Source organism: Paenibacillus kribbensis (assembly GCF_001705305.1).
GTDB lineage: Bacteria > Bacillota > Bacilli > Paenibacillales > Paenibacillaceae > Paenibacillus > Paenibacillus kribbensis_B.
Genome location: NZ_MCBP01000004.1, coordinates 107,404 through 132,878, shown reverse-complemented (window position 1 = coordinate 132,878; position 25,475 = coordinate 107,404). Strand labels below are relative to the sequence as shown.

Genomic DNA, 25,475 nt, shown 5'->3' with positions numbered 1-25,475 from the left:
CAGACCTCCTTTTTGGTGGTGTGCTCCATAGGCGCTCTACAGCCCATCAGCTTTCCACTGAGAACAAATAAGGATAGATCGGCTGACCACCTTCATGAACTTCTACTTCAGCATCCGAATAATGCTCTTCAAGCCATGCAACGAGCTGATCTGTGTCTTCTTGCTTCGCATCCGAACCTGTGAGAATCGTAACAATTTCATCACCATTCACCAGCATTTTCGTCAGCAAAAGACGGGACGTTGCGACTAACTCTTCCTCGGTCGCCACAATTTTGGAATCTTGAATACCGATATAATGGCCTGCCATAATGTGCAGGTCATCAAGCGTCGTATCACGTACCGCATAGGTCACCTGTCCGGATTTCACACGGCTGACCGCTTCTCGCATATTATCTTGATTGGCCTCAAAGGCTTCTTCCTCCTGAAAAGCAAATGCCGCCGCAATCCCCTGAGGAATCGTTTTGCTTGGGATAACCGACACCAGGCGTTCCATCTCCAGTAGTTCACGCGCCTGCTCTGCCGCCAGAATGATATTGGAATTATTCGGCAGAATGAAAATATGTTGAGCCGCAATCGAGCGTGCCGCATTGACAAAATCCTCTGTACTCGGATTCATGGTCTGACCGCCGGAAAGCACAACATCGACGCCCAAGCTTCTAAAAATATCGGCAATTCCTTCACCAGAAGCTACAGCGATAAAACCAAAGGGTGCCAGTTCATGAGCCGGAGGCACTGAGGGCTCCTCCTCACGTACAGGCTCTGCTGGTATTTCAGCAAACCACTCAGGCTCAGGAGCACCATCCATACCTGCTGACAACAAATCACGATGCTGCTCGCGCATATTCAGAATACGAATCTGTGTAATTTCCCCGTAACGCAGTGCCAGATTCAACACTTCACCCGGAGCTTTGGAATGCACATGAACCTTAATAACATCATCGTCTGAAATAACGATAATAGAATCACCATCTACTGATAACGCTTTCCGGAAAACTTCCTCATCAAAGACCGTACCTTGCGCTCCGCCCAATTGCCGATTGATAAAAAACTCCATATCATACAAAAATTCGATATCCTCAGTTTCGAGCTTCGCTTGCGCTGAAATCGGCGCATCCGGGGAAGGTGCAACTGCCTTAGGTCTCTCGGCTACCTGAGGAGCAAAAACGGGACGCACCTTATCGCCTTTTGCAGCTGTAACTGTAGCTGTCACCAGACCGCTTTCGAGATATTGCATAAATCCTTCATAAATATACACAAGTCCTTGTCCACCCGAGTCCACAACTCCCACTTGCTTCAGTACCGGGAGCATGTCCTGCGTCATGGCAAGCGTTTCCTTCGCTTTAGCAAGCACTTCTTCCATCAGTTCCGTGATGTCGTTCGTCCGGCGCGAGAAAAAAACAGCATGCTTAGCCGCTTCCTTCGCCACGGTAAGAATTGTACCCTCCACCGGCTTAACCACCGCCTTGTAGGCCGCATCCACCCCGCTCTGCAATGCCGATGCGAACTGAAGGGTATTCAATTCCTCGTATGGGGCCGCGTAACGGCTGAAGCCACGGAACAACTGGGACAGGATAACCCCTGAATTACCGCGGGCCCCCATCAGCAAACCTTTGGATAATATGCCGGACATGACACCAATAGAGGAAGAATTCCCCCTCTTTAATTCCGTTACGCCCGCGCTCATCGTCAAATTCATATTGGTACCCGTGTCACCGTCCGGTACCGGAAATACATTTAGTGAATTGACGTGTTCCGCATGCTGCTGTAATTGTTCCGCTCCGGCTAGAACCATTGCGGTAAAATCTGTTCCATTCAAAGAACGATTACTCAAGAGAATTCCCCTTCCTAGCTTAATACACTTGTTTTACAATCAACCTTACACAACACCTTGTTTAGAGGTTTAATTGAATTATACTAAAGCCAGACGATGAATACGAATGTCACACTTTCGTAAGCTTATTGTACCCATGGCCTGGGTCGTACTTACACAGGTCATATATATGAAAAACCAGTCAACCGCCCAACAATAAAACATCGGCAGGAATGGTAACTATGGGTATGGTTTCCGCCTTTGATCTGTCCGGCATGACTGGAATAAATTCACATTTTAATATATACAAAAATAAATGGAGCAATAACTATCCCATATTGTACTATAATGCGAAAGAGAAATAAATAAAGTTTTTGAATCAGTTGACGGAGCTTTTTTGACTATGATATTATATAAAAGTATTGTTTTGTTCACGTTAGTGACTTACAAAGTCCGGCTGACCCAGTCGGCCTGAAGAGCGACCTGTTCCATACGGAACTTGGTTATTTTCAGAATAGGAGGTGGAATCATGTCTCGTAAATGTTCTGTAACAGGCAAAAAGCCTAGCAGCGGTAACCACGTATCTCACGCTAACAACCGTAATCGCCGTACTTGGGGCGTCAACGTACAAAAAGTTCGCATTCTCGTTAACGGTAAACCGAAACGCGTTTATGTCAGCACTCGTGCATTGAAAGCCGGTAAAGTGACTCGCGTGTAGTCGTAAAAAAATAACGTTATAAGCAAAAGGCACCTCGTTTTAAACGGGTGCTTTTTTGGTTATTCGAAATGTAGTATCCAACTGTTCCAGAAGGACAAAATGTCAGGCACCTTCCCGCGCGTTCTTGCCGATTACTTCCGAGCTGCCGAGCTGATGTGCCCGGGAAGCATGCCCTGCGTACCTCTGGTCTTCATTCTTTAACCTGTGTTTACCTTACATGAAATTCAGTTTTTCTGGAATGTATTCAAAATGGCTTTAACGAACCCACCCAGAAATTTTGGCAACTTGATCGTATAAAACTTCATGCTTCACCCTCCCCATCATCCTCCTGCATCCGTTCTCTGTAGTTTATGCAACCTATCAAAGGTTGTTGCCACACAAAAAAGGCTACATGAGAATCCCGCTCATGTAACCATATTTATGCACAACCATCCCAGGCTATACCATCAGACAAGTCCGCGAACATAGAGATATGCCGAGAGTATAAAAATAAACAGGAAGTAATAAAGCACGCTGCACACCACAAAACCGATGCGCAAACCACGCCGTTCATTTTTACGAAAGTAAAATAGCACAATAAGAACAGCGAAAAGTGAAAGAAGGGCATTCCATGGAGCCTTCACTAGCGAGAAGCAGCTAAGGGTCAAACCTGTCGCCATACTCGCTGCAGTCATCCACAACGCTTCGCTTAGCTTCACTTGGACAAACGAGTTGCGCTGTCTCGAATAGCCTCAATAGCTGCGCCGCGGTCTTCTCTACCGAAAACCGCGCTGCCTGCCACCAGAACATCAGCCCCTGCTTCAAATACAACGGTTGCCGTCTCCTCTGCAATACCTCCGTCTACCTCGATATGTACGTCTGAACGCCCCATTTCGTTCAACCAAGTACGGATCTGTCTGATTTTATCCACCGTCTCTGGAATGAAGGATTGCCCCCCAAAACCAGGATTGACCGTCATGACTAGAACCATATCCACATTGGGCAGTACTTCCTTGATCGCATATGGGGAAGTACCTGGATTGAGGGCCACTCCTGCCAGCACACCTTGCTGTTTAATCATATGAATAACTCCATGCAAATGAACACAGGCTTCAGCGTGAACAGTGACAATATTGGCCCCAGCCTTTACAAAATCAGCAATGTAACGTTCAGGATGCTCAATCATCAGGTGAACGTCCAGAGGAAGAGTCGTATGCGGACGAATAGCCTGAACGATAGGTGGACCCAGTGTAATATTGGATACAAAATGCCCATCCATTACATCCACATGAATCCAGTCTGCTCCCATTGCCTCGGCTTCCGCAACTTCACTGCCCAAACGGGCAAAATCAGCGGATAAAATCGACGGTGCTATTTTTAACATATGCTCAATACCTCCGCTTTTTTTCTTTTAGTTCCTGGTAGAACTGCAAGTAGCTGTCATACCGCCCCTGCGAAATATGTCCTTCTTCCACGGCCTCTCTTACTTTACAACCGGGCTCGTGAATATGGGTGCAGCCTCGAAATTTACAACTCTCCGCATACTGCTGGAATTCACGAAAACAGGGTGATAACTCATCCACACCCAGCTCCAAAAAATCCAGCTGGCTAAAACCCGGTGTATCGGCTACAAAGCCGCCGTTGTCCAGAGGAATTAGCTCCACATGACGAGTCGTATGTTTTCCTCGCCCCAGCTTATTGCTAATAGCGTTCGTCTCTAGCGTCAGCCCCGGCTGCAGTGCATTAAGCATAGAAGACTTTCCTACACCTGACTGCCCGGAGAACACGCTAATTTGACCAGCAAGCAGGTTCTTAAGCTCAGCCGTGCCCTCCCCGGTACGGGCGCTGGTCACCAGCACCTCATAACCAATCTTCCGATATATTTCCTGAACGGCCAGAACCGTATCATCCTCCGAAGGACTGCCCTCATACAAATCGCGCTTGGTCAGACAGATAATCGTATCCAGCCCGGCGTGCTCAATATGCACCAAAAATTTATCTAGCAGCGGCAGATTCAAATCCGGCTCACGCAGGGAAAACAACAGCACAGCAAGCGTGGTATTAGCCACCGGCGGACGGATAAGCTCCGTCACACGCTTTCTAATCTCTTTGACCATACCTTCCCCGTTCTCAGTCAGTTCGTAAACGACCTGATCGCCGACAAGAGGCGTAATCTCTTTTTTCTTAAAAATGCCGCGTGCTCTGCATTGTACTGTAGCTTCGCCGGATACCGGGCGCCCATCCTGATCCAGGCTGGAGACATAATAATATCCGCTGAGTGCCTTGACGATCAGACCTTCAGGCATGTGTAAGACGTCCTCCTTCATAATACTTAAGTTTCATTGCTTGTAACAGTACAAACACCTTCATTCAGCAGGTTTACTGATGCTGTACAGCCTCAATCACTTTCCCCTTCTTTTTATGGGAACCGCTCCCTTTGCCCGAGTTGTTATAATGGCTAACTGCCAACTCACTGCCCGCAACTCCCGTGGAATCCGTTCCAGGAACAAAGGCGGAAGGCTCGCCATTTCCTCCGGTCCCATCCGGGTTGTTAGGGTCGCCTCCGCTATTATTAGAAGGTTCTCCGTTATTCCCTTCCCCGCCACTTCCACTGCCATTCTGTGAAGAATTGTCATCAGAAGGATCCGTTGGTGACGTTCCGGCAGGCGGAGCAATTTGAGGCATCGTCACCGTGCCATTTTTCGCATCAATATAAGAAACAGGATACGTATCAACAAAGGCTCCGTCTCTAAATACAGAGACAACACTGTCCTTGTTCGGTGCCATCAACAGATTGATCGTGAACACCTGTGTCGTATTAATCGTACGGCTTCCCCATTCCTGATTTTCTCCACGTGCATCCGTATAAGTGATACGAATTTTGCTGTTTTTGCCCTCTTCCTTTGGTGCAACAGGCACATTGAATGGTAGCATAATCGCTTCTGGCGGGTAACCGGTGCTTACATAAATCGTAATTTCCGTATTTGGAGGCAACTCACTGCCTGCCTCTGACGGCCATTGTTTGGTTACTTTACCTTTTTCCTGCTCATAGCTATATTCCTCTTTGATCGAGCCAACCTTCAGCCCCATCTTTTTGACCTCATTTTCTGCTTGGTTCTGCGTCATGCCTACCAAATTCGGCATTTTTACCGTGTTCGCACCTTTGCTGACCGTAAGGACTACTTGAACCGAATCCTTATCAAAAGGCTCATTTGCAGCTGGTGTCTGACTGAGGACGGTTCCTACGGCCTGATCACTGAACTGCTCATTTTGCTGAATCTGCGTCTCCTTAATTTGCTGGGCGGTCAGCAGCTTCACAGCATTCTCGTAGCTTTGCCCCTTAACATCCGGCATCGGAGTAAGCGGCTTGGCAATCCCGACCTTCAGACTAATCTTCGTTCCTTCCTTAACTAAGGAATCAGCCGGATAACTTTGATAAAAAACAACTCCTGGTGCGATTCCCTCTTTGTATTCGTGCTGAACCGGCTCCTCAATGAGCAATCCTAATTTGCTAAGATTCACCTTCGCCTGGTCTTCTGTCTGTGTCAGAACACTTGGCACTTTTACATCAGGAACGACAAGTACACTTTGCACATAGACCACCAGTCCACCCATGGCAAGCAGTAGCACCAACACTAGTGTTACCCAAAAGATCGTCTTTTTTCTATTCTTCTTGGACGATTGCTTGCTTGGAAGCTGTTCTGATTCACGAGGTTGGACAGGCGCGTCGCTCCCATTGGAAGACATCCCCATCTGTTGAGGCTTTATCGCCGGAATAACCCGTGTTTGATCCTCATCATCCAAATGTGCAAATTCCAGCTTGGATTCATTGCGACGACCCGGCAGTAGACAGGTTTCCAAGTCTTGCAGCATTTCGTCTGCCGACTGATAACGTTCCTCCGGATTTTTGCGCATAGATTTTAAAATGACATTTTCCACGCTTTGCGGAATCAACGGATTAATTTTGCGCGGTTCCTCAAATTCCTCTTGCAAATGCTTGAGCGCTACACTGATTGGACTTTCTCCCAAAAAAGGAAGCTGCGCCGTCAGCATTTGGTATAACACAATACCTAAAGAATATAAGTCCGATTTCTCGCCCGTAACTACACCTTTGGCATGCTCAGGCGAAAAATAGTGAACAGAACCTACAACAGAACCAGTCTGAGTAATTGTCGTTGACGTAACAGCTCTGGCAATCCCAAAATCGGTTACCTTAACCCGTCCATTACGTCCAATCAATATATTATGGGGCTTAATGTCCCGGTGAATAATTTGATTTTGGTGTGCATGCTCCAACGCATCACAAATCTGTGAAGCGATCCGCACTGCTTCATCTACCTGCAGCGGCGCGCGTTCTTTAATAATCTCATTCAAATTTTTGCCTTCAACGTACTCCATTACAATATAATGGATTTCATCCTCTTGGCCGACATCATAAATACTAACTACATTTGAATGGGAAAGCGAAGCCGCGGACTGCGCCTCACGCCGGAAACGGCGAATAAACTCCTCATCATGAACAAATTGCTGACGCAGCACTTTAACCGCCACATTACGATTCAGCAAAATGTCTTGAGCCTTATACACCAGCGCCATACCGCCGCCGCCGATGCGCTCAATAATTTCGTATCTTCCCCCTAGCAGGTGCCCGATCATGCGTCACACCCCTTTTCATTCAATAAAACCGTGTCGTCTGGCAATTCAAACAAAGCTACCGTGATATTATCGTCTCCCCCGGCGAGCAAGGCCAGATGCAGCAGACGATCCGCCCGTTCCTCCAAAGGATTGTCTGCGGCGCCTACTACCTTGCTGATTTGCTCTTCCGTCACCAGATTACTCAGCCCGTCACTGCACAGCAACAACACATCACCTTTGCCCAGCATAATGGAGTCAATATCCACTTTCACCTCGGAATCAGTACCCAGCGCCCGTGTCAGCACATTGCGACGGGGATGGTTCTCCCGCTCTTCCTTGCTGATCTGACCATTTTTGAATAACTCATTAACCAGAGTGTGATCTTCTGTAATCTGACGTACCGTCCCTTTGGATATCACATAGGCTCGGCTGTCCCCGATATGTCCGATAATTCCGGAAGCATCGTTTAGCAAAACAGCCACCACTGTCGTTCCCATATTATGATACTTATCATCGCGCGCAGCCGTTTGGAAGATAACTTCATTGGCATGCAAAATAGCGTCGCTGAGCGCCGCGGTCAAAGAATGTGCGGATAATCCGCTCTCCAACGTCGCCAAATCAGCGGCAAGTGTCTCAACCGCGAGGCGGCTGGCCGTATCACCGGCCAAGTGCCCCCCCATTCCATCGGCAACAATCCCAAGAATATACCCTTGCTCCAAATGCCTGATCCAGGCAGAATCCTCATTCACCGAACGTACACGTCCGACATGGCTGACATGAACTGTTTTGATCAAGTGGTTTCACCCCAACTCCATATGCTTTGCACGCAACTGGCCGCAGGCAGCGGCGATATCGTGACCCTGTTCACGCCGGATCGTCACATTGATGCCCTTGTCGGCAAGAATACGCTGAAAATTGAAAATATCGCTGCGCGATGTGCGTACGTACTTGCGCTCAGGCACATGGTTGACCGGGATCAAATTGACGTGGCACAACATGTCCTTCAATACATCCGCCAGTTCTTCTGCATGCTCTGCCTGATCGTTTACTCCACCAATCAGGGCATATTCAAATGAAATTCTCCGTCCTGTCTTGGCAAGATAGTAACGAAGCGCATCCATAACATCGTTAAATGGATAACGACGATTAACAGGCATCAGTTTGGAACGAAGCGCATCATTAGGCGCATGAATGGATATTGCCAGATTAATCTGGGTATCCTCGTCCGCAAATTTATAAATATTCGGTACAATACCACTGGTCGATACCGTGATATGACGTTGACCTATATTCAGACCCTTTTCATGAATCATCGTACGCAAAAACGTCATGGTCGCTTCATAGTTTTCAAAAGGCTCGCCAGAGCCCATAATCACGATGCTGCTCACCCGTTCATTGGTTTTATCCAAAATTTTCTGTGCTTGCACGACCTGCGCTGTAATTTCACCGGCTGTCAGGTTCCGTTTGAGGCCCCCAAGCGTCGAAGCACAAAAAGTACATCCAATCCGGCAGCCCACCTGAGTCGTTACACAAATACTGTTTCCGTAATTGTGTCTCATGATAACCGTCTCAATGGCATGATCATCGTGCAAACCGAACAGGAATTTCACCGTACCGTCTTTCGATTCCAGCTTTGTAATTTCATGCAGCGTCACAAAGCTGAATTGCTCTGCAAGCTTCTCTCTCAATCCCTTGGACAAATTCGTCATCTCACTGAAATCGTTGACCCGCTTTACATACAGCCAGTCAAAAATTTGTCCTCCGCGAAAAGCAGACTCGCCATTATTCTTGGCCCAGTCCTGAAGCTCCTCCAGAGTTAAATCATATATAAAAGGTTTCATCAATGTTTGCACCCGTTCCTTCTTCATTAAGTTCTGTTTGATCTTAGGCAGTATTTTCATTCTTCCTATTTTAGCACAAATCCCTGAGGGGGTAAAAATTTTTCATTTTCATGCAAAAAACCGCCGGAGAGGTCCGGCGGAATGTGGAAATATTGGTGGGCGACTGCCTGGAATACTCTTCCGAACTACTTTATCCGGCGCAGACGCGTGATATAAAATCCGTCACTGTGAAAATGCTGTGGCAACAGCTGCAATGAGCCATGTTGAGCACCTTTCGTACCGTGACTCACGTCCGGGAAAGAATGATCTTCTGCCAATTCATACTCGGGGTGCTCGCTTAAAAACCGGGCCAATTGTCCTTCGTTTTCGTCAGGCTCAATCGTGCATGTGCTATATACCAGAATACCGCCCGGCTTTAACAGTCCGGCTACACTGTCCAGCAGCTCATGCTGAAGCTGTGTAATGTCGCGTACATCCTGCTCCGTTTTACTCCAACGCAAGTCCGGCTTACGGCGAATGACTCCAAAACCGGAGCATGGCGCATCAAGTAAAATGCGATCAAAAGAAGCAGGAGCATAACGATCTTTCAGCTCCAGCGCATCACCGGTGACCGTTTCCACAGCCTCCAGTCCCAGTCGATCGGCCTGCTCCTGAATCAAATGATGCTTATGGGCATGCAGATCGTTTGCGATAATCCGGCCTTGGTCCTTCATCAGCTCAGCCATATGAGCTGTTTTGCCACCCGGAGCGGCACAGCAATCCAGTACCAGCATGCCGGGCTCAGGAGCAACTGCTTCCGCAACAAGCATGGAGCTTTCATCCTGTACGGACAACAAGCCGTCCGTATACCAGGAGGTAAGCGCCATGTTGCCGCCGCTGCGAACAACTATCCCGTAAGGGCTAACTGCCGAAGGAACGGCGTACACACCTTTGGCGAGCATCTCGTCCAATAATTGATCACGGCTGGTCATGGTCGTATTTACCCGCACGCTGACCGCAGGTGGCTCATTATTAGCCTGACAGATTGCCTCCGCTGTTTCTACACCATATTGCTTAATCCAGCGCTTAACCAGCCATTGTGGATGGGAATGCTCTAACGAGATCCGCTCCTCGGCTGACAAACCGTCAGGAATGCGCAGCTTGTCCGGCTCGCGCAGCATGCTGCGCAGCACACCATTAACCATACCCGAAATCCCCTGATGCCCGCGCCGCTTGGCAATGGTCACGGCTTCACTAACGACGGCATGATCCGGGATACGATCCAGATACACAATCTGGTACACACTCATCCGCAGTAGTGAACGTACCCAGGCCTGGAGCTTGGCCGTGCCTTTTTGAACAAACTTGTTCAAATAATAATCGAGTGTATTACGGCGTGCGACTGTGCCGTACACGAGTTCTGTCGCCAAGCCGGCATCACTTGCGGACAAACCTGCTTGCTGGAGCCGACGATTTAGCTCGAGGTTGCTATATGCGCCCTCTAGCTCCACCCCGGTCAACACATCAAGTGCAACTTCCCGCGCCGTTAGTTTGCGGGTGCTGCCAGCTCTGGCACCTGCTCTCTTGCCTTGGTCTCCCTGACGGGAGTGACCCCCGCTCACCCGAGCACCATGCCTGGCTTCATTTGTCCGCCGCGTGCAAAGTTCCCGGCTTCCATAACCTTCTTGCCTGCCGGTTGAACCTGAGTCAGCCAGATCGTACCGCTGCCTGTCTGTACTTCAATGCCTCGGGCGTTCAATTGAAGAACCGTTCCGGGCGCTGGAGTATTGGAGCTGTCGGCTTCATTATTTATGGAAGCTCCTTTGGTGGAAGCCCATTCAGTGGAAGGCTGCTCAGCAGCCCACACTTTAAAAATATTTTCTTCCCACAGCGTAAATGCGCCGGAAAAGGGAACAAGCCCACGAATCCGGTTGTATATTTGCTGCGCACTATCATTCCATGGAATGCGCTCATCGTCACGGCTCAGATTGGGGGCATAGGTGGCCTCTTCCTCGTTTTGCGGTGTGCGCGCCGATTGCCCTGCCAGCAGCTTCGGTAGCTCATCATGCAAAAGCTTTGCCCCGGCAACGCTCAGCTTCTCGAAGATCGTACCGGACGTATCCTCCGGCTCAATAGCAACCTCAACCCGTGATATCATATCGCCGGTATCCAGTCCTTCCGCCATATACATCAGCGTCACACCCGTAACGGTTTCACCGTTAATGATCGCACGCTGAATCGGCGCTCCTCCCCGATAACGGGGAAGCAGCGAGCCATGCACATTCAGGCAGCCGAAACGGGGCAGGTCCAATACGGACTTAGGCAAAATTTGCCCATAAGCTGCGGTTACGATCAGATCTGGACGCAGCTCCGCCACCTGCGCCACCGCTTCCGGCTGACGCAGGCGGGTCGGTTGAAGCACGGGCAATCCGCGCTTCTCCGCCGCTTCCTTGACTGGTGTAGGCATCAATATTTTCTTGCGCCCCTGCGGCTTATCCGGCTGGGTAATCACACCGACCACATTGTAGCCGTTGTCCAGCAGCATGTTCAGCGAAGGCACAGCAAACTCCGGTGTACCCATAAAGATAACACGAATGTCTTGACTCATCGAACCTCACTCCCCTGCCTGACGGTTCGGTCCTGGCTGTTCCGGAGCAACCTCATATACTTTTTCCGCAATATCCGTGAACAAAACTCCATTCAAATGATCGATTTCATGCTGAAAAGCACGAGAAAGCAATCCAGTCGCTGTAACAGTAATGGCCTTGCCTTCACGATCCAGTCCCTTGACTGTAACCTTCTCGGCACGACGCACATCCCCGTTCAGACCTGGAATACTCAAGCAGCCTTCAGGACCCAACTGCTCTCCTTCTTCTGCCACGATTTCCGGATTGATCATTTTAATCAAACCATGCTCATCTCCGGCATCCACAACGATCAGACGCTTCAAAATGCCTACTTGCGGAGCGGCAAGACCTACTCCCTCCGCTTCATACATTGTATCTGCCATATCGTCGAGCAGCTTCTGCACGTTAGGTGTAACTTTAGTAACCTCCTTGGCTACTTTATGCAGTACATCATCCGGCTCCAACACTATAATTCTAATTGACATAACAACAGAACACCTTCCTCTTTATCCTTCATTTAGACTTATTAATTGTATTCATCACAAACGCGACTGCTACATTATCCTATGTACGGACCGCTTGTCCGCATTAATTGTGCCGATAAGTTTTGCGCAGGCGCTCTACATTAGCATTTGCGGATCGACATCCAGACTAATCAGCAGCTTTTGGGCCTGTGCGGACTCCGCCATTTCATCAGCTACCTGCTGAGCCAGACCAATCGCATCGATATTTCCACGCCATTTTATCATACATTGAAATCGGTATCTATTCTTGATTCTTGAGATCGGTGAAGCTACGGGTCCCAAAATGTCAAGTACATCCGATGTCAGCCGATCCATATTCCCGAACCAGCCACGTTGTCTCGCCCGCCCCTGCAGGGTAGCTGAATAGTTTTCAGCCAGCCGGACCAGTACCGGAAGCTGTTCATGAGAAAAGGTCACCAAAATAAGACGACAATACGGCGGATAGTGCAAATTGCGGCGATGTTTCAACTCTTCCCTGACAAAAGAGGCATAATCGTGACGGCTTGCGTGAATCACCGAATAATGCTCTGGAGTATAAGATTGTACGAATACTTCACCTGGCAATTGATGCCTTCCGGCACGTCCAGCTACTTGTGTTAACAGCTGGAATGTCTTTTCTGCAGCCCGAAAATCCGGTAAATTAAGAGCCGAGTCCGCAGTAATAACTCCCACCAGTGTCACATCAGGAAAATCCAGTCCTTTGGCTACCATCTGGGTACCGAGCAGCACATCCGCTTTTTTATCACGAAACTGCTTGAGCAGCTTTTCATGGGCGTTTTTTTCTGTTGTTGTATCCACATCCATTCGGACAACACGTATACCGGGAAACAGCTTTGCCAGCTCTTCTTCCACCCGCTGAGTTCCTGTGCCGAAATAGCGAATGTGCTCACTGCCGCATTCCGGACAAGTCTGCGGGACAGGCTCGGAATAACCACAGTAATGGCAACGCAAATTGTTCGAACGCTGGTGATACGTAAGCGAAATATCGCAATGCGGACAGCCCGCCACATAGCCGCAGCTGCGGCACATAACGAACGTGGAATGCCCGCGCCGATTCAACAGCAATACCGTCTGCTCCTTACGCTCCAACCGTTCTGCGATTCCTTGATGCAGCGCGCGGCTGAACATGGAGCGGTTGCCAGCCCGCAGTTCCTCGCGCATATCCATGATATGTACTTCAGGCAACCTATTCCCGAGTGCTCGGGTTGGCATTTCAAGCAGCAGCGGCGCAAACTCGTCATTGCTTTGTGAGCGGGCGGCGTAGTAACTTTCCAGCGACGGTGTAGCTGACCCCAGGATAACGACGGCTCCATGCTGATGGGCTCTGCGAATAGCTACATCCCGAGCATGGTATTTGGGGGTTTCTTCCTGCTTATAGGACGTTTCATGCTCCTCGTCCATAATAATGAGTCCCAGCTCACGAAAAGGCGCAAATACTGCCGAGCGGGCACCAATCGCCACCTTCACACGACCTTCGCGTATCTTGCGCCACTCATCGTAACGTTCCCCACCGGACAGTCTGCTGTGCATCACGGCCACCTGATCGCCAAAGCGCCCCTTGAAACGCTCTACCATTTGTGGTGTTAACGATATTTCAGGTACCAGTACAATCGCTTGACGATTCTGACTGATACAGCGCTGAATCGTCTGTAAATAGACTTCCGTCTTACCACTTCCTGTGACTCCATGCAATAAATAAGCGCCTTGCTCACGCATGTCCAACTGGCGAACAATTCGCTCATACACCGACTGCTGCTCTGATGTGAGGGGTAGCGGCTCTGTAGGCTTAAAGCGTCTGCCACGGTACGGATCGCGGAACACTTCCACATCCTCCGTGATCACATAACCCTTATCTTCCAGCGCCTTGACCGTTGCAGCCGATACACTCAGTGAGGTCAGGACTTCCTTCAGCGGCAGAGGCAGAAACTCGCTACGTTCCAGCAAAAAAGCAAGTACCTCCCGCTGACGCTGCGCTTTGGCAGAAAATTTCTCCAATGCCGCTGAGGCCTTGTCTATACTCATAGCCAGATCAACAGCTTTCATGGTCTTTTTGCTGAGTTTGTCTTTGATAACCTGACTTTCCTGGAGCACTCCCCGCCGCAACAGGGCTTTAATGACTTCCGCCTCCTCGGGAAAACGGCGACCAAGCTGCTGCAAAGGGACTTGCTCCTTCTCCTGAATAAAGCTGACAATCCGACGCTCCGTCGGGTCGCTCATACCATCATCGGTGAGAAGAGCCCATTCGAGCTCTTGGCCTTGATCTCGTTGCATGGTACGTTGTAAATGCATATCGGAATCTGGGTCCTGGATAGTATGAACAGGTGATGTATTTGCAAACGCATGCTGTTCAGCGATGGAAATGTAACGCTCCGCTTTACCCTTTAAAGCGGTAGGAATCATCACTTGCAAGGCCATGATTTGATTGCAGGCATAGCGTTCACTCATCCATTTGCCCAGATCTACAAGATCGGGAGATAACGGCGGTACCAAATCCAGCAACTCCTGAATCGCTCTCATTCGGTATTTAGGCGGCTCCTCGGCAGGAACTACCGAAATGACAAAAGCCTGCACCGTTCGTTTGCCGAACGGCACAGCTACCCGGCTACCCGGCTCAATCCAAGGCCTCATTGAATCCGGTATCAGATAATCGAAGGTACGGTCCGTATCCTTGGCTGGTACATCGACAATGACCTTGGCAACTAAATTGCCTGTCTCCATTAATGCAACACCCCACCCATGCGCCCCGCAGCTATCATTAGCAATTTACGCGCAACCTCTTCCTTTGACTGTACAGGAATGCGCTCTACCATCCCGCCACGGTCATAAATTTGTACAGCATTATCATCGGCACCAAAGCCCGCGCCTTCCACAGTTACATCATTTGCTGCGATCAAATCACAATTTTTACGTTCCAGCTTATCTATCGCATACGTCTCCATATTTTCGGTTTCTGCTGCAAAGCCAACTAAGAATTGATGTTTTTTGCTGCGGCCGAGTGATTCGAGAATATCGACGTTCTTCACTAATTCCAGTGTAATAGCATTATCTTTTTTCTTGATCTTGGTCTGTGCCACCTCACGTGGTCGATAATCTGCAACCGCAGCAGCCATCACGACCATATCACACGCTTCCCATTGTCTTAACACAGCAGCATACATGTCTTCAGCAGACTGAACTCTTTCAAGCGAAATCCCTGAAGGTAGCTCCGCGCTGGTATTTGCAGCGATCAAATGCACCTCTGCACCCATCTCCTGAGCTACTTTTGCAATGGCAAAGCCCATCTTGCCGGAGGAATCGTTCGTGATATAACGCACCGGATCAATTCTCTCGATTGTGCCGCCAGCAGTCACAATGACTTTTCTGCCTGAAAGCAACATTTCATTCTCTTTGTCATTCTCGTTCACTAGCGACTCGGGCGCTTGACTTTCCGTAGCTTCTCCACCAAACCACCGTGGCTCAGATTTGCTTTGGCCTTTACCATCCTGACCTTGCTGTTCAAAAAAGCGCTCTATGGTTTGCACGATCGTTTCCGGCTCTTCCAAGCGCCCTTTGCCAACATAACCACAGGCCAGTAATCCTTCACCGGGCTCAATCATCATCACGCCGCGTGATACGAGCGTCTCCATATTTTGCATGACTGCCGGATGGGTGTACATATGCACGTTCATCGCAGGTGCCACCATAATGGGGGCTGTCGTAGCCAGCAGCGTAGTAGACAGCATATCATCAGCAAGTCCATGCGCCATTTTCCCGATGATATTCGCGGTTGCAGGAGCAACCAGCACCAAATCGGCCGCATCCGCCAGATGGATATGGGATACGACGGACGGTTCTCTTTCATCAAACGTATCACTATATACCGGATTACGAGAGAGCGACTGCAACGTAAGTTCGGTAATAAACTCCTTGGCGGAAGCTGTCATAATCACATGAACGTCGGCTCCCTTTTGCGTCAACTTACTGCACAGCGTAGCCGCTTTATAAGCGGCAATTCCGCCGGTAATACCAAGAATAATGACTTTCCCCTTCAACATCGTTAACTCCCCCTGACCGAAAAAAATAACAACCTTGCGGTTGTCAAAGGAATTGGCATTGCGCCTGGTTATAATGATTGTCTACAGTTCTTATTCTTCGCCGCTTTCAAGCAGAAGATGATCTGCGTAGATCTCTTCCAACGCTACTCCAACCTGTTTGTGTGATTTAGGGCTCTTCAGAGTCGTCTTCTCACCCTCACGCAACTGTCTAGCCCGGCGTGAAGCCGCTACAACCAGCGAATATTTACTATCAACCTTTTTCATCATTTCATCAATGGAAGGATACAGCACGAATAGACACCTCTTCATCTAGTTTTGGGACTGTATAAGCTGAACTCAAGTGTACACCTTCAAGCCCAGCTTATACAGTATTATTTCTCTTTAAATACGCTTGGCATATGTAAAGTCCTGATTTATGGATGAACCTTACAATGTTCGGCGATAATAATGGATTCTATTCGTTTACAAGCGAAATCAATCTCATCATTCACAACCGCATAATCATAGTGACGCAACAGATTCATTTCATCCACTGCTACCGACATGCGGTGGTCAATGGTGGCTTGAGTTTCTGTTCCCCGTCCCCGAATTCTGTCCTTTAATTCATCCAGCGAAGGCGGGAGCAGAAAAATGAAGATACCCTCAGGAAACTTTTCTTTGACCTTTAGCGCTCCCTGAACCTCAATTTCCAGAAAAATATCTTGACCCTGCGCAAGCGTCTGATCTACAAAATCACGTGGAGTACCGTAATAATTGCCCACATACTCAGCATACTCCAGCATCTCATCCCGTTCAATCATACCTAAGAACTCTTCACGCGTTTTAAAAAAATAGTTTACTCCATCCTGTTCGCCCGTACGAGGTGCTCGAGTCGTAGCAGAAACCGAGTAAGTTATTTCCGGCAGCTTTTCGCGCAACGCATTGCCTACCGTTCCTTTACCAACACCCGAAGGTCCGGATATTACAAATAATAATCCCTTAGCCATAGTACACTCCATTTTTATTCGTCATTATCATCATCTTTGGTGGATAGGCGATGAGCGACCGTCTCCGGCTGCACCGCAGACAGGATTACATGATCACTGTCCGTAATAATAACAGCCCGTGTCCGACGGCCATAGGTAGCATCAATTAACATATGACGGTCCCTTGCTTCCTGTATAATCCGCTTGATCGGAGCAGACTCCGGACTGACGATGGAGATAATTCGGTTGGCCGACACGATATTGCCGAAGCCAATATTGATCAATTTGATTGCCATATTCAGGTCTTTCCCCCTATACATGTGACTATTGCAGCCGTGCCGCTACCAGGTAGCTACTCAATATTCGCAGCCTGCTCACGAATTTTTTCAAGCTCTGCCTTCATCTCGACGACCAAATTAACCAATGTGAGATGATTAGCCTTGGAGCCGATCGTGTTAACTTCCCTGTTCATTTCCTGAATTAAAAAATCTAATTTGCGGCCGGCCGGCTCGTCCGACAACAGCAACCCCTTGCATTGCCCAAAGTGACTTTGAAGCCGGGTAAGCTCCTCATCAATATTGCTGCGATCCGCGAATAAAGCAATCTCCATTCCGAACTTATGCTCATCAAGCGTAAATGAACCGTCCTGAAGCTCTTTAAGCCTGTTTTTTAGCCTATTACGGTAGTCGCTCACAACATGAGGAGCCAGCACCGTCATTTCATGATGCAGGGATTCCAGATGCGAAATACGGGATTCCACATCTTGCGCCAAATGCCCGCCTTCTCGCCTTCTCATCTCCAGCAAGCCCTGCAAAGCTTCATGTAAGGCTCGCTGCAGCTGCTCTTCCCAGCCCTCTTCGTCTCCATTGCAAGCCTCTGCAGGCTCACCCAGAACGTCAGGCAAAGCAAGAATGTCGCTTAGACCTAATGTTCCTTTCACGCCATATCGATCCGCCAGCTGCTCCGCTGCATGCAGGTATGCCTGCACCACAGTGTCATTCAACCGTGCGACGGGTATTTGTTCTTCATCGCGTTCCCTGTGGATGAAGACGTCGACACGACCGCGTTTAATCTGCTGCTGAACCGTTCTTCTCAAGCCATCCTCAAAACGTGTCCATTCGCGCGGAATCCTCATCATCACTTCGCAATAGCGGTGATTCACCGATTTCAATTCCAAGCGCACTTTATAGCCTTCATAATGAAAGATGGCTTGACCGTATCCGGTCATACTCAATGACATCGGCATCACATCCATTTTACTATTGTAATTGATTATTATAGTCGAAACAAGGGGGCCTGCACGCGGCCGGATTTTTGCCATACATAAGAAGTCAGCTCAGCCGTCATTTCATAGAACATGAATGGAGTCATCAAATAGATTCCATTAAAATGCTCCATCGCCGTATCAAGCAGCTCCTTGGCAATGGATACACCCATCGCTCGTCCTTCCGGACCCTCCAGACCAGACATGCGTGCACGCACCTCATCCGACAACTGAATGCCGGGTACTTCATTGTGCAAGTATTCTGCGTTTCGCCCGCTAGCCAGCGGCATAATACCGATAAAAATCGGGACCTCCAAATGCCGTGTCTCTTCCGCGATGGCTGCAATGAGCTCACGATCATAGACGGGCTGGGTCATAATATAATCAGCTCCGGAGGCAATTTTCTTTTCCAGCCGCTGCACAGCTTTACCCAAATGCTTGACATTGGGGTTAAATGCGGCACCTACCACAAAATTAGCTTTCTGCTTTAGTGGCTTACCGGAAAATGCAACACCATCGTTCAATTGCTTGATCATACGTATAATTTCAAAAGAAGTCATATCATACACAGAGCTGGCACCCGGCAAATCACCGAACCTTGCCGGATCTCCAGTAACCGCCAGTACATGGTCAATGCCCAGCGCGTCAAAACCCATCATGTGAGACTGAGTACCAATCAAGTTGCGGTCACGGCAAGCAATATGGATTAATGGGCGCAAGCCTGTTTCAATGCTGACCAAATGTCCAAGCGCCATGTTGCTCATCCGAGTGACGGCAAGTGAATTGTCGGCCAGCGTAAGCGCGTCGGCCCCGGCTTTCTTCAACGCATGTGCACCTTGCATAAACCGTGTAATATCCAAATCACGTGGAGGATCAAGCTCCACAATGACCGTATGCCGCTCCTTGACCATTTCCACAATGTTGGGCTTGCCGGCATATCTGCCATTTCCACTTTCCCCTTGATCTACAGTCGACTCCGGCTCAGCCACGTGAATTGACTCTTTCAACAATACTTCTTTCGGAGCCAACGGAGGCGGCTGCAAACCGCTCAAAGCTTTGGAAATCGCCGCAATATGGTCTGGCGTAGTTCCGCAGCAGCCACCGATCAGCCTCGTTCCCAGATCCACAAAGGACGCGGCACATTCTCCAAAATATTCAGGTGTTGCACCGTATACATAGTGACCGTCCACATAATCTGCGAGACCTGCATTAGGATATACGGACAGTGGCACCGACAAGGGGCCTTCCAGCTGCTCCATGACACTCATAATTCCCTGTGGACCGGAATGACAGTTAAATCCAAGAATGTCCGCTCCCTCATCACGCAACACCGAAAAAGCTTCTGCTACTAAAAAACCATCCTGTGTGCGACCAACCTGATCGACCGCAAACTGACAGATGACTGGAATGTCACTGTATTTACGAACACCGTGAAGAGCAATACGCATTTCATCCAGTGAATAAAACGTTTCGCACAAAATGCCGTCTACTCCTTCGGAGAGGAGGGCATCAATCTGCTGGTCATAGTTTCGGGCCAGCTCCAGCTTGGATATGTTAAGCCGTTTCCCTCCGCAGATGGAGCCTACCGCACCCACTACATAATGCTCAGGTCCGGCCGCTGCTCTGGCAATTCTTACTCCTGCACGATTGATCTCTTCCACCCTGGATTCCAGCCCAAACCGGGCCAGCTTATAATCATTTGCAGAGAATGTATTGGTCTCCAGCAATCGTGCCCCTGCATTTAAATATTGACTATGCACATCTGCTATAACGTCAGGTGAAGTCATATTCAACTCTTCGTAAGAAGTATTTACTGGAAATCCCAGCTGGTACAAATAGGTCCCCATTGCGCCGTCTCCGACAATAAGTTCACGATTCAGCACAGTACGCAAATCCGGTTTCATGTCCTCCGCTCCACCCCGCTGTTTATTTTCATATTAATGTAACATAAAAGCGGCTGCAAACATAAGCCAAAAAACAAAAAAAGCCACCTCACTCCCCAAAATGATATCACCAGGAGTGAAGCGGCTCGGCTTATTATTGTTATTTTTATACTATAATTATTGCATTTTCCCATCTGCAGCATGAAGGGAGAACGCGTAAAAAGCTCCTTTTTTATTCACCTTAGCCACAATAGAAGTCGTTCCCTTTTGCTTATTGGAAAATGTATACTGATTCCCTTGGATCTCCACATTATAGCCGGACAAGTTGATATTAAATAAGAGCTGAACCTTGGGCTTGACCAGCTTCAAAGCTTCTGAGGCGGTATATTTGGGATTGGCAAATGATTTTTTGAAATCTGTATCATCATTCCAGTCTACCCCATAGGTGGATACAGCCAGCACTTTACCGGTTGCCGCGCCAATTTTGACCTCACTCGACTCGTTTGCGTCCTCGAACGACCAATAAGAAAGCCCCTTTGCCTCGTCTTTGAAGCGTGAAGCATGCTGTACGGTGATCCTCTGACCGCTAATACGCTTAAAAGTGTTCGCTGCACGGCTCAGCAATACAAGGTCCACCTGCTTCAGCGGGTAGTCCGCATTAATGGTTATACTGTTACCTTGATCCACATCAACGTACAATGAGGACGCCTTTTCTCCTGCCCCCCAAAATACCCAGTAATTCGAAGGCTTGTTGGACTGATAAGGAGATTTAACCCGCCAAAAAGCCTCAAATTGCATGGAGCGCTTGGGGTCAAACGCTTTGGCGCTGTTCAGCACTTTAGCCTTAAGTGGCGCTTCCAGCGCCTTGCCCATGCTGCTTATTTTATACCGTACCGTGGTAGAATCCACTCTATTCTTTTCCTTATTATATTCCGTTTGGAACGTAGCTGTTCCGTCCTCCAACTCGCCCTCGACAATCCAGGTTTTACCCATATCCGTTACATCGTCAAATTGAAATGGCGTTTTCGTACCGATCAGATCCTGTACTGCCTTTTCCAGCCGGTTCACGACAGTCGGGGTTAGCGAGCCGACCTGCTTGCTCGTCGTGTCCGCAGCAGCAGGGAGGGTAGCGGCTTGGGCCGGAAGGGCGGTGGCTACAAATATGAGGGCTGCAACTGCTGAAATCCAACGAAATTTCCGCACTATGAACGGCCTCCTTATTGTTTTCTCATTTGTTTTATTATACATCGTTCAGACGTCAAAAACAGACAGAATGTTGCTAAACACCAAAAAAGGAGACCCCTCAAGATCTCCTTTTGACTCATTTTTATACAATTGAGGATTTTGCAAAATCCTGAATTCATAAAGCAAATACACGCTATTTTTCCACATTACTTGGATATCAGGACAGACGACCATCATACACAATTTCAGCCGGGCCCGTCATATACACGTGATTGTCGTCCTCGTTCCACTCAATATCCAGATCGCCGCCCTTTAGACTAACCATGGCGCGTCGGTCACTATAGCCGTTAAGTACAGAAGCCACAAGCGTGGCACAGGCTCCGGTTCCGCAAGCCAGCGTAGGCCCAGCTCCCCGTTCCCATACTCTCATCTCTATGTGATTCCGACTTCGCACCGTAGCGAACTCAACATTTGTTTTTTTAGGGAATAGCGGATGGCTTTCCAGCTTCGGCCCCCAGGCTTCCAGTTCAAATCCAGGTGCATTATCAACGTAGATGACACAATGCGGATTGCCCATGGATACAGCCGTAAAACGAAACCCGCTTCCTCCAACTTCGATGGGCTCATGAATTACACGATCGAGATCCAGCGTAGTCGGAATTTTCAAACCCTCCAAAATGGGCTCTCCCATGTCTACCTTTACCAAACATACAAGTCCGTTCTCTACAGTCAATTCGACCTGCTGCACACCTGCACCCAGCGTTTCGATCGTAATCCGCTCACGACTGATATGCTTGCGGTCATATACATATTTGGCTGCGCAGCGGATAGCATTGCCGCATTGCTCTGCCTCAGATCCGTCTGAATTAATGATGCGCATGCGGAAATCGGCTTTTTCTGAAGGCAGTATATATACCAGACCGTCAGCACCAACACCAAAATGTCGGTCACATAGCCGAACAGCCAATGCTGAAGCGTCAGACGGCAATTCCTGATGCCCAAACCAAACGATAAAATCATTACCCAAGCCGTGCATTTTTGTGAATTCCATAGCTTCCCTCCGCCGTTGCTGCTAATCTCATGCTCCTCATGAAGCTTTATTTCCATGATAGCATACAGGGCAAGAGCGGGAAAGCCATGTGATGATACCTGACCTAAATGCTAGGCTGAAAACTTCGTACGCCCCGTCGAAAAGCGGGTATTTCCACCACGGTGACGGTTGCGTCTGCCGCCCCATACGCTTCCCGCCCCCATCAGGAAAGTCGGAATCCCGGCTGCGACGATGGACAGCGCCCACTCACGCAAGCCGAGCGGCACCGTTTTGAAAACAGGTTGCAGCACGGGTACGTACATAACCACCAGCATCAGTACGATGGATGACAGCACGGCAAGTACGAGATAGATGTTTTGAAACGGATTGCGGTGGAAAATAGAGCGGGAACTGCGGCAATCGAATACATGAATTAACTGTGCCAGTACCAGCGTGGCAAAGGCAACCGACTGCGCTTTGATCAGTTGTCCTGCGTTATCGGGCGCGATGCGTAGTGTCAGCCAGAAGGCAGCAAGCGTACATAAGCCGATCAACAGTCCGCGGCTAATGATTTTCCAGCCCAGTCGACGGGCAAAAATATTTTCCTTTGCTCCGCGCGGCTTATGCTCCATGAGATCCTTTTCCGGCTGATCCACACCCAAAGCCATCGCTGGAAGGCCATCCGTTACCAGATTGACCCATAATATCTGGATCGGAAGCAACGGCAGCGGCAGCCCGGCCATCATCGCGAAAAACATCGTCAAAATTTCACCAACGTTGGAGGCGAGCAGATAACGGATAAATTTACGGATATTTTCGTAAATATTCCGTCCTTCCTCAATCGCCGCCACAATCGTCGAGAAATTATCGTCGCTCAGTACAAGCGAAGCTGCTTCTTTGGTCACATCGGTTCCCGTAATGCCCATTGCAATGCCGATATCCGACGCCTTGATCGCCGGTGCGTCATTCACTCCATCGCCGGTCATAGCTACGACATGTCCGCGTCTTTGCAGCGACTTGACGATTCGCAGCTTGTGCTCCGGCGACACACGCGCATATACGGAGACGGTGTCAACGGCTTTGTCCAGCGCCGCGTCATCCATCGCAGACAATTGCTGTCCTGTCAGCACATGAGAGCCGCGCTGGAAAATGCCGAGCTGCTGAGCAATGGCCTCCGCGGTTGTGCCGTGATCCCCCGTAATCATCACGGTACGAATGCCGGCACGGCGGCACCTGCCGATAGCCTCGCGAGCCTCGCGGCGCGGCGGATCAATCATGCCGGTCAAGCCGATAAAGATCAGCTGCGTTTCGGCCTCCTCGAGCGTGGAGACATGCTCATGGGAGCGAATATCGCGATATGCGACCCCAAGTACACGCAGCGCCTCTGAGGCCATCCCTTCGTTGGCTGCCAGTACCTTTTGCCGCAGCGTGCCCGTCAAGGGAACGACATGCCCTTCCCATAAAATGTAGGAGCACTGGCCGAGCAGCACATCCGGCGCACCTTTGGCAAAGATGATGTGCCCTCCCTGATGGCGCACAAGCACCGACATCCGCTTCCGCTCCGAGTCAAAAGGGAATTCGCGCTCCCGTGTGTACAGCTCATACAAGGCTTGTCGGGTGACTCCACCCTTGGCAGCTAGCGTGACCAGCGCCCCCTCCGTCGGGTCGCCCTTCAGCTCCCATACAGCGGACGGCGTCGGTTCTTTGCTCTTTTTTCGCGCACGCAGCTCTTCGATGTCGACTTGAACAATTTCTGCATTGTTACAAAGTACACTGGCTTGCAGCAGTCTGCGCAATGATTGTCCGTTTTTAAGGTCGGCAGGAAGATCCCTGTCCATGATATGACCGTGTGGATCATAACCCTCTCCCGTAACTCCCCAGAAACGACCATCCAGCCATAGCTTGGTGACCGTCATTTTATTTTGGGTCAGCGTACCGGTTTTATCGGAGCAAATGACAGACGAGCACCCGAGCGTCTCAACGGAAGGCAGCTTGCGCACAATTGCCTTGCGTTTGATCATGCGCTGTACTCCCAAAGCGAGTGCAATGGTTACAATCGCGGGCAAACCTTCCGGTATAGCTGCCACAGCCAGGCTCACACCGGCCAGGAACATGCTCATGGCTGGCTGACCATGCAATATGCCTGCTACGACAACGAGCACCGTTAGTGCCAGCGCTACGATGATCAATATTTTCCCCAATTGCTCCAACCTGTGCTGCAACGGTGTATCCTGCGACTCCGTATTTTCGATCAGGTCTGCAATTTTACCCATTTCGGTACTCATGCCTGTACGGATAACGATGCCCTGTGCAGTGCCTCTGGTCATCATTGTGCCCATGAATCCGATATTTTTTTGATCCCCGAGCGGTACCTCGGCGGCATGAATAGGACGGCTATGCTTACTCACCGGAACCGATTCACCGGTCAGGGCGGATTCCTCCACATCACAGCCGTTCGTACTCAGCCACCTCACATCTGCGGGAATACGATCACCGCTTTCCAGCAGGACGATATCACCCGGCACCAGCTCTCTGGCTTGAATCTGCATCCGTTTGCCGCCCCGCAGTACTTTGGCAGTTGGAGCCGACAGCTGTCTCAAAGCCCGCAGCGAACGCTCTGCTCTAAATTCCTGCACAAAGCCGAGTATTCCATTCAATACCACAATAGCAATAATGGTAACCGCGTCCAAATATTCACCGAGCAGGCCGGAGATCAGGGTCGCCCCCATCAGGATGAGCATCATAAAATCCTTGAACTGGTTAAGCAGCAGCAGGAACGCCGAAACACGCTTCCCCTCGCTCAGTTCATTCCATCCTGCCCTTTCTCTCCGCTGCGCAAGCTGTTCCTCCGAAAGACCCTGCTTCGGGTCGACTTCCAGACTTGTTGAAAGCTGTTCATTGCTTAGTTGGTGCCAATGTGCTTGTTCCATTCTCCCCAATTCCCTCCCGGTCAGATAGTCCGTTTCCGTCGGTTGTGCCAAGGATGGCTGCCCGTTATTAC

Annotated in this window: 21 protein-coding genes; 1 reads left to right on the top strand and 20 read right to left on the bottom strand. The window is 49.5% G+C overall.

Going from position 1 to position 25,475, the window contains the following annotated elements; genetic code table 11:
- Window positions 1-46: 46 nt before the first annotated feature.
- Window positions 47-1,831 carry a DAK2 domain-containing protein gene (locus BAZ21_RS09200; protein ID WP_068499235.1) on the bottom strand — a complete coding sequence of 595 codons (1,785 nt, stop codon included), beginning with the start codon at window positions 1,829-1,831 and terminating at the stop codon, window positions 47-49.
- Window positions 1,832-2,339: 508 nt separating this feature from the next.
- Here BAZ21_RS09200 and rpmB point away from each other — a divergent pair.
- Window positions 2,340-2,528: a 50S ribosomal protein L28 gene (gene rpmB, locus BAZ21_RS09195; RefSeq protein ID WP_007430992.1), complete on the top strand. Its 189-nt coding sequence runs from the start codon at window positions 2,340-2,342 to the stop codon at window positions 2,526-2,528.
- 224 nt (window positions 2,529-2,752) lie between these two features.
- Here rpmB and spoVM read toward each other — a convergent pair whose 3' ends face one another.
- From spoVM to BAZ21_RS09100, 19 genes are all read right to left on the bottom strand, one after another.
- Window positions 2,753-2,833, bottom strand: coding sequence for a stage V sporulation protein SpoVM (spoVM, locus tag BAZ21_RS09190; protein WP_010345573.1), 81 nt, complete (start codon window positions 2,831-2,833; stop codon window positions 2,753-2,755).
- A 389-nt stretch (window positions 2,834-3,222) separates the two neighbouring features.
- Window positions 3,223-3,891: a ribulose-phosphate 3-epimerase gene (gene rpe, locus BAZ21_RS09185; protein ID WP_068499232.1), complete on the bottom strand. Its 669-nt coding sequence runs from the start codon at window positions 3,889-3,891 to the stop codon at window positions 3,223-3,225.
- 4 nt (window positions 3,892-3,895) lie between these two features.
- Window positions 3,896-4,813 (bottom strand): ribosome small subunit-dependent GTPase A, encoded by a 918-nt coding sequence (gene rsgA / locus BAZ21_RS09180; protein ID WP_068499231.1) that lies wholly within the window; start codon window positions 4,811-4,813, stop codon window positions 3,896-3,898.
- Between the two features lie 73 nt (window positions 4,814-4,886).
- Window positions 4,887-7,163: a Stk1 family PASTA domain-containing Ser/Thr kinase gene (gene pknB / locus BAZ21_RS09175; protein ID WP_068499228.1), complete on the bottom strand. Its 2,277-nt coding sequence runs from the start codon at window positions 7,161-7,163 to the stop codon at window positions 4,887-4,889.
- On the bottom strand, window positions 7,160-7,936 hold the full coding sequence (locus BAZ21_RS09170) for a Stp1/IreP family PP2C-type Ser/Thr phosphatase (RefSeq protein WP_068499226.1): 777 nt from the start codon (window positions 7,934-7,936) through the stop codon (window positions 7,160-7,162). The genes pknB and BAZ21_RS09170 overlap by 4 nt, the downstream gene beginning before the upstream one ends.
- Before the next feature lie 6 nt (window positions 7,937-7,942).
- Window positions 7,943-8,983, bottom strand: coding sequence for a 23S rRNA (adenine(2503)-C(2))-methyltransferase RlmN (gene rlmN, locus BAZ21_RS09165; RefSeq protein ID WP_068499930.1), 1,041 nt, complete (start codon window positions 8,981-8,983; stop codon window positions 7,943-7,945).
- A 185-nt stretch (window positions 8,984-9,168) separates the two neighbouring features.
- Window positions 9,169-10,584 (bottom strand): 16S rRNA (cytosine(967)-C(5))-methyltransferase RsmB, encoded by a 1,416-nt coding sequence (rsmB, locus tag BAZ21_RS09160; protein ID WP_068499224.1) that lies wholly within the window; start codon window positions 10,582-10,584, stop codon window positions 9,169-9,171.
- The gene (fmt, locus tag BAZ21_RS09155; RefSeq protein ID WP_068499222.1) at window positions 10,581-11,570 is read right to left on the bottom strand and encodes a methionyl-tRNA formyltransferase; all 990 of its coding nucleotides are present in this window, start codon (window positions 11,568-11,570) and stop codon (window positions 10,581-10,583) included. Before fmt ends, rsmB begins: the two co-directional genes overlap by 4 nt.
- 6 nt (window positions 11,571-11,576) lie before the next feature.
- A complete protein-coding gene (def, locus tag BAZ21_RS09150) occupies window positions 11,577-12,074 on the bottom strand; it encodes a peptide deformylase (RefSeq protein WP_068499219.1) in 498 nt (165 codons plus the stop codon).
- Between the two features lie 135 nt (window positions 12,075-12,209).
- Window positions 12,210-14,831 (bottom strand): primosomal protein N', encoded by a 2,622-nt coding sequence (gene priA, locus BAZ21_RS09145; RefSeq protein WP_068499217.1) that lies wholly within the window; start codon window positions 14,829-14,831, stop codon window positions 12,210-12,212.
- Window positions 14,831-16,147, bottom strand: a complete 1,317-nt coding sequence (coaBC, locus tag BAZ21_RS09140; protein WP_068499215.1) for a bifunctional phosphopantothenoylcysteine decarboxylase/phosphopantothenate--cysteine ligase CoaBC — start codon at window positions 16,145-16,147, stop codon at window positions 14,831-14,833. The genes priA and coaBC overlap by 1 nt, the downstream gene beginning before the upstream one ends.
- A gap of 90 nt (window positions 16,148-16,237) precedes the next feature.
- A complete protein-coding gene (rpoZ, locus tag BAZ21_RS09135; RefSeq protein WP_068499213.1) occupies window positions 16,238-16,438 on the bottom strand; it encodes a DNA-directed RNA polymerase subunit omega in 201 nt (66 codons plus the stop codon).
- 122 nt (window positions 16,439-16,560) lie between these two features.
- Window positions 16,561-17,133: a guanylate kinase gene (gmk, locus tag BAZ21_RS09130; RefSeq protein WP_068499212.1), complete on the bottom strand. Its 573-nt coding sequence runs from the start codon at window positions 17,131-17,133 to the stop codon at window positions 16,561-16,563.
- A gap of 14 nt (window positions 17,134-17,147) precedes the next feature.
- The gene (gene remA, locus BAZ21_RS09125) at window positions 17,148-17,408 is read right to left on the bottom strand and encodes an extracellular matrix/biofilm regulator RemA (RefSeq protein WP_005548256.1); all 261 of its coding nucleotides are present in this window, start codon (window positions 17,406-17,408) and stop codon (window positions 17,148-17,150) included.
- A 56-nt stretch (window positions 17,409-17,464) separates the two neighbouring features.
- A complete protein-coding gene (locus BAZ21_RS09120; RefSeq protein ID WP_068499211.1) occupies window positions 17,465-18,352 on the bottom strand; it encodes a YicC/YloC family endoribonuclease in 888 nt (295 codons plus the stop codon).
- 35 nt (window positions 18,353-18,387) lie between these two features.
- Entirely contained in the window at window positions 18,388-20,280 is a 1,893-nt protein-coding gene (locus tag BAZ21_RS09115; RefSeq protein ID WP_068499209.1) for a bifunctional homocysteine S-methyltransferase/methylenetetrahydrofolate reductase, read from the bottom strand.
- Window positions 20,281-20,436: 156 nt separating this feature from the next.
- On the bottom strand, window positions 20,437-21,462 hold the full coding sequence (locus tag BAZ21_RS09110) for a hypothetical protein (protein ID WP_068499207.1): 1,026 nt from the start codon (window positions 21,460-21,462) through the stop codon (window positions 20,437-20,439).
- A 199-nt stretch (window positions 21,463-21,661) separates the two neighbouring features.
- Complete coding sequence (gene dapF / locus BAZ21_RS09105; protein WP_068499205.1) at window positions 21,662-22,495, bottom strand: diaminopimelate epimerase; 834 nt, start codon at window positions 22,493-22,495, stop codon at window positions 21,662-21,664.
- Between the two features lie 110 nt (window positions 22,496-22,605).
- On the bottom strand, window positions 22,606-25,404 hold the full coding sequence (locus tag BAZ21_RS09100; protein WP_068499202.1) for a calcium-translocating P-type ATPase, SERCA-type: 2,799 nt from the start codon (window positions 25,402-25,404) through the stop codon (window positions 22,606-22,608).
- Window positions 25,405-25,475: the final 71 nt, after the last annotated feature.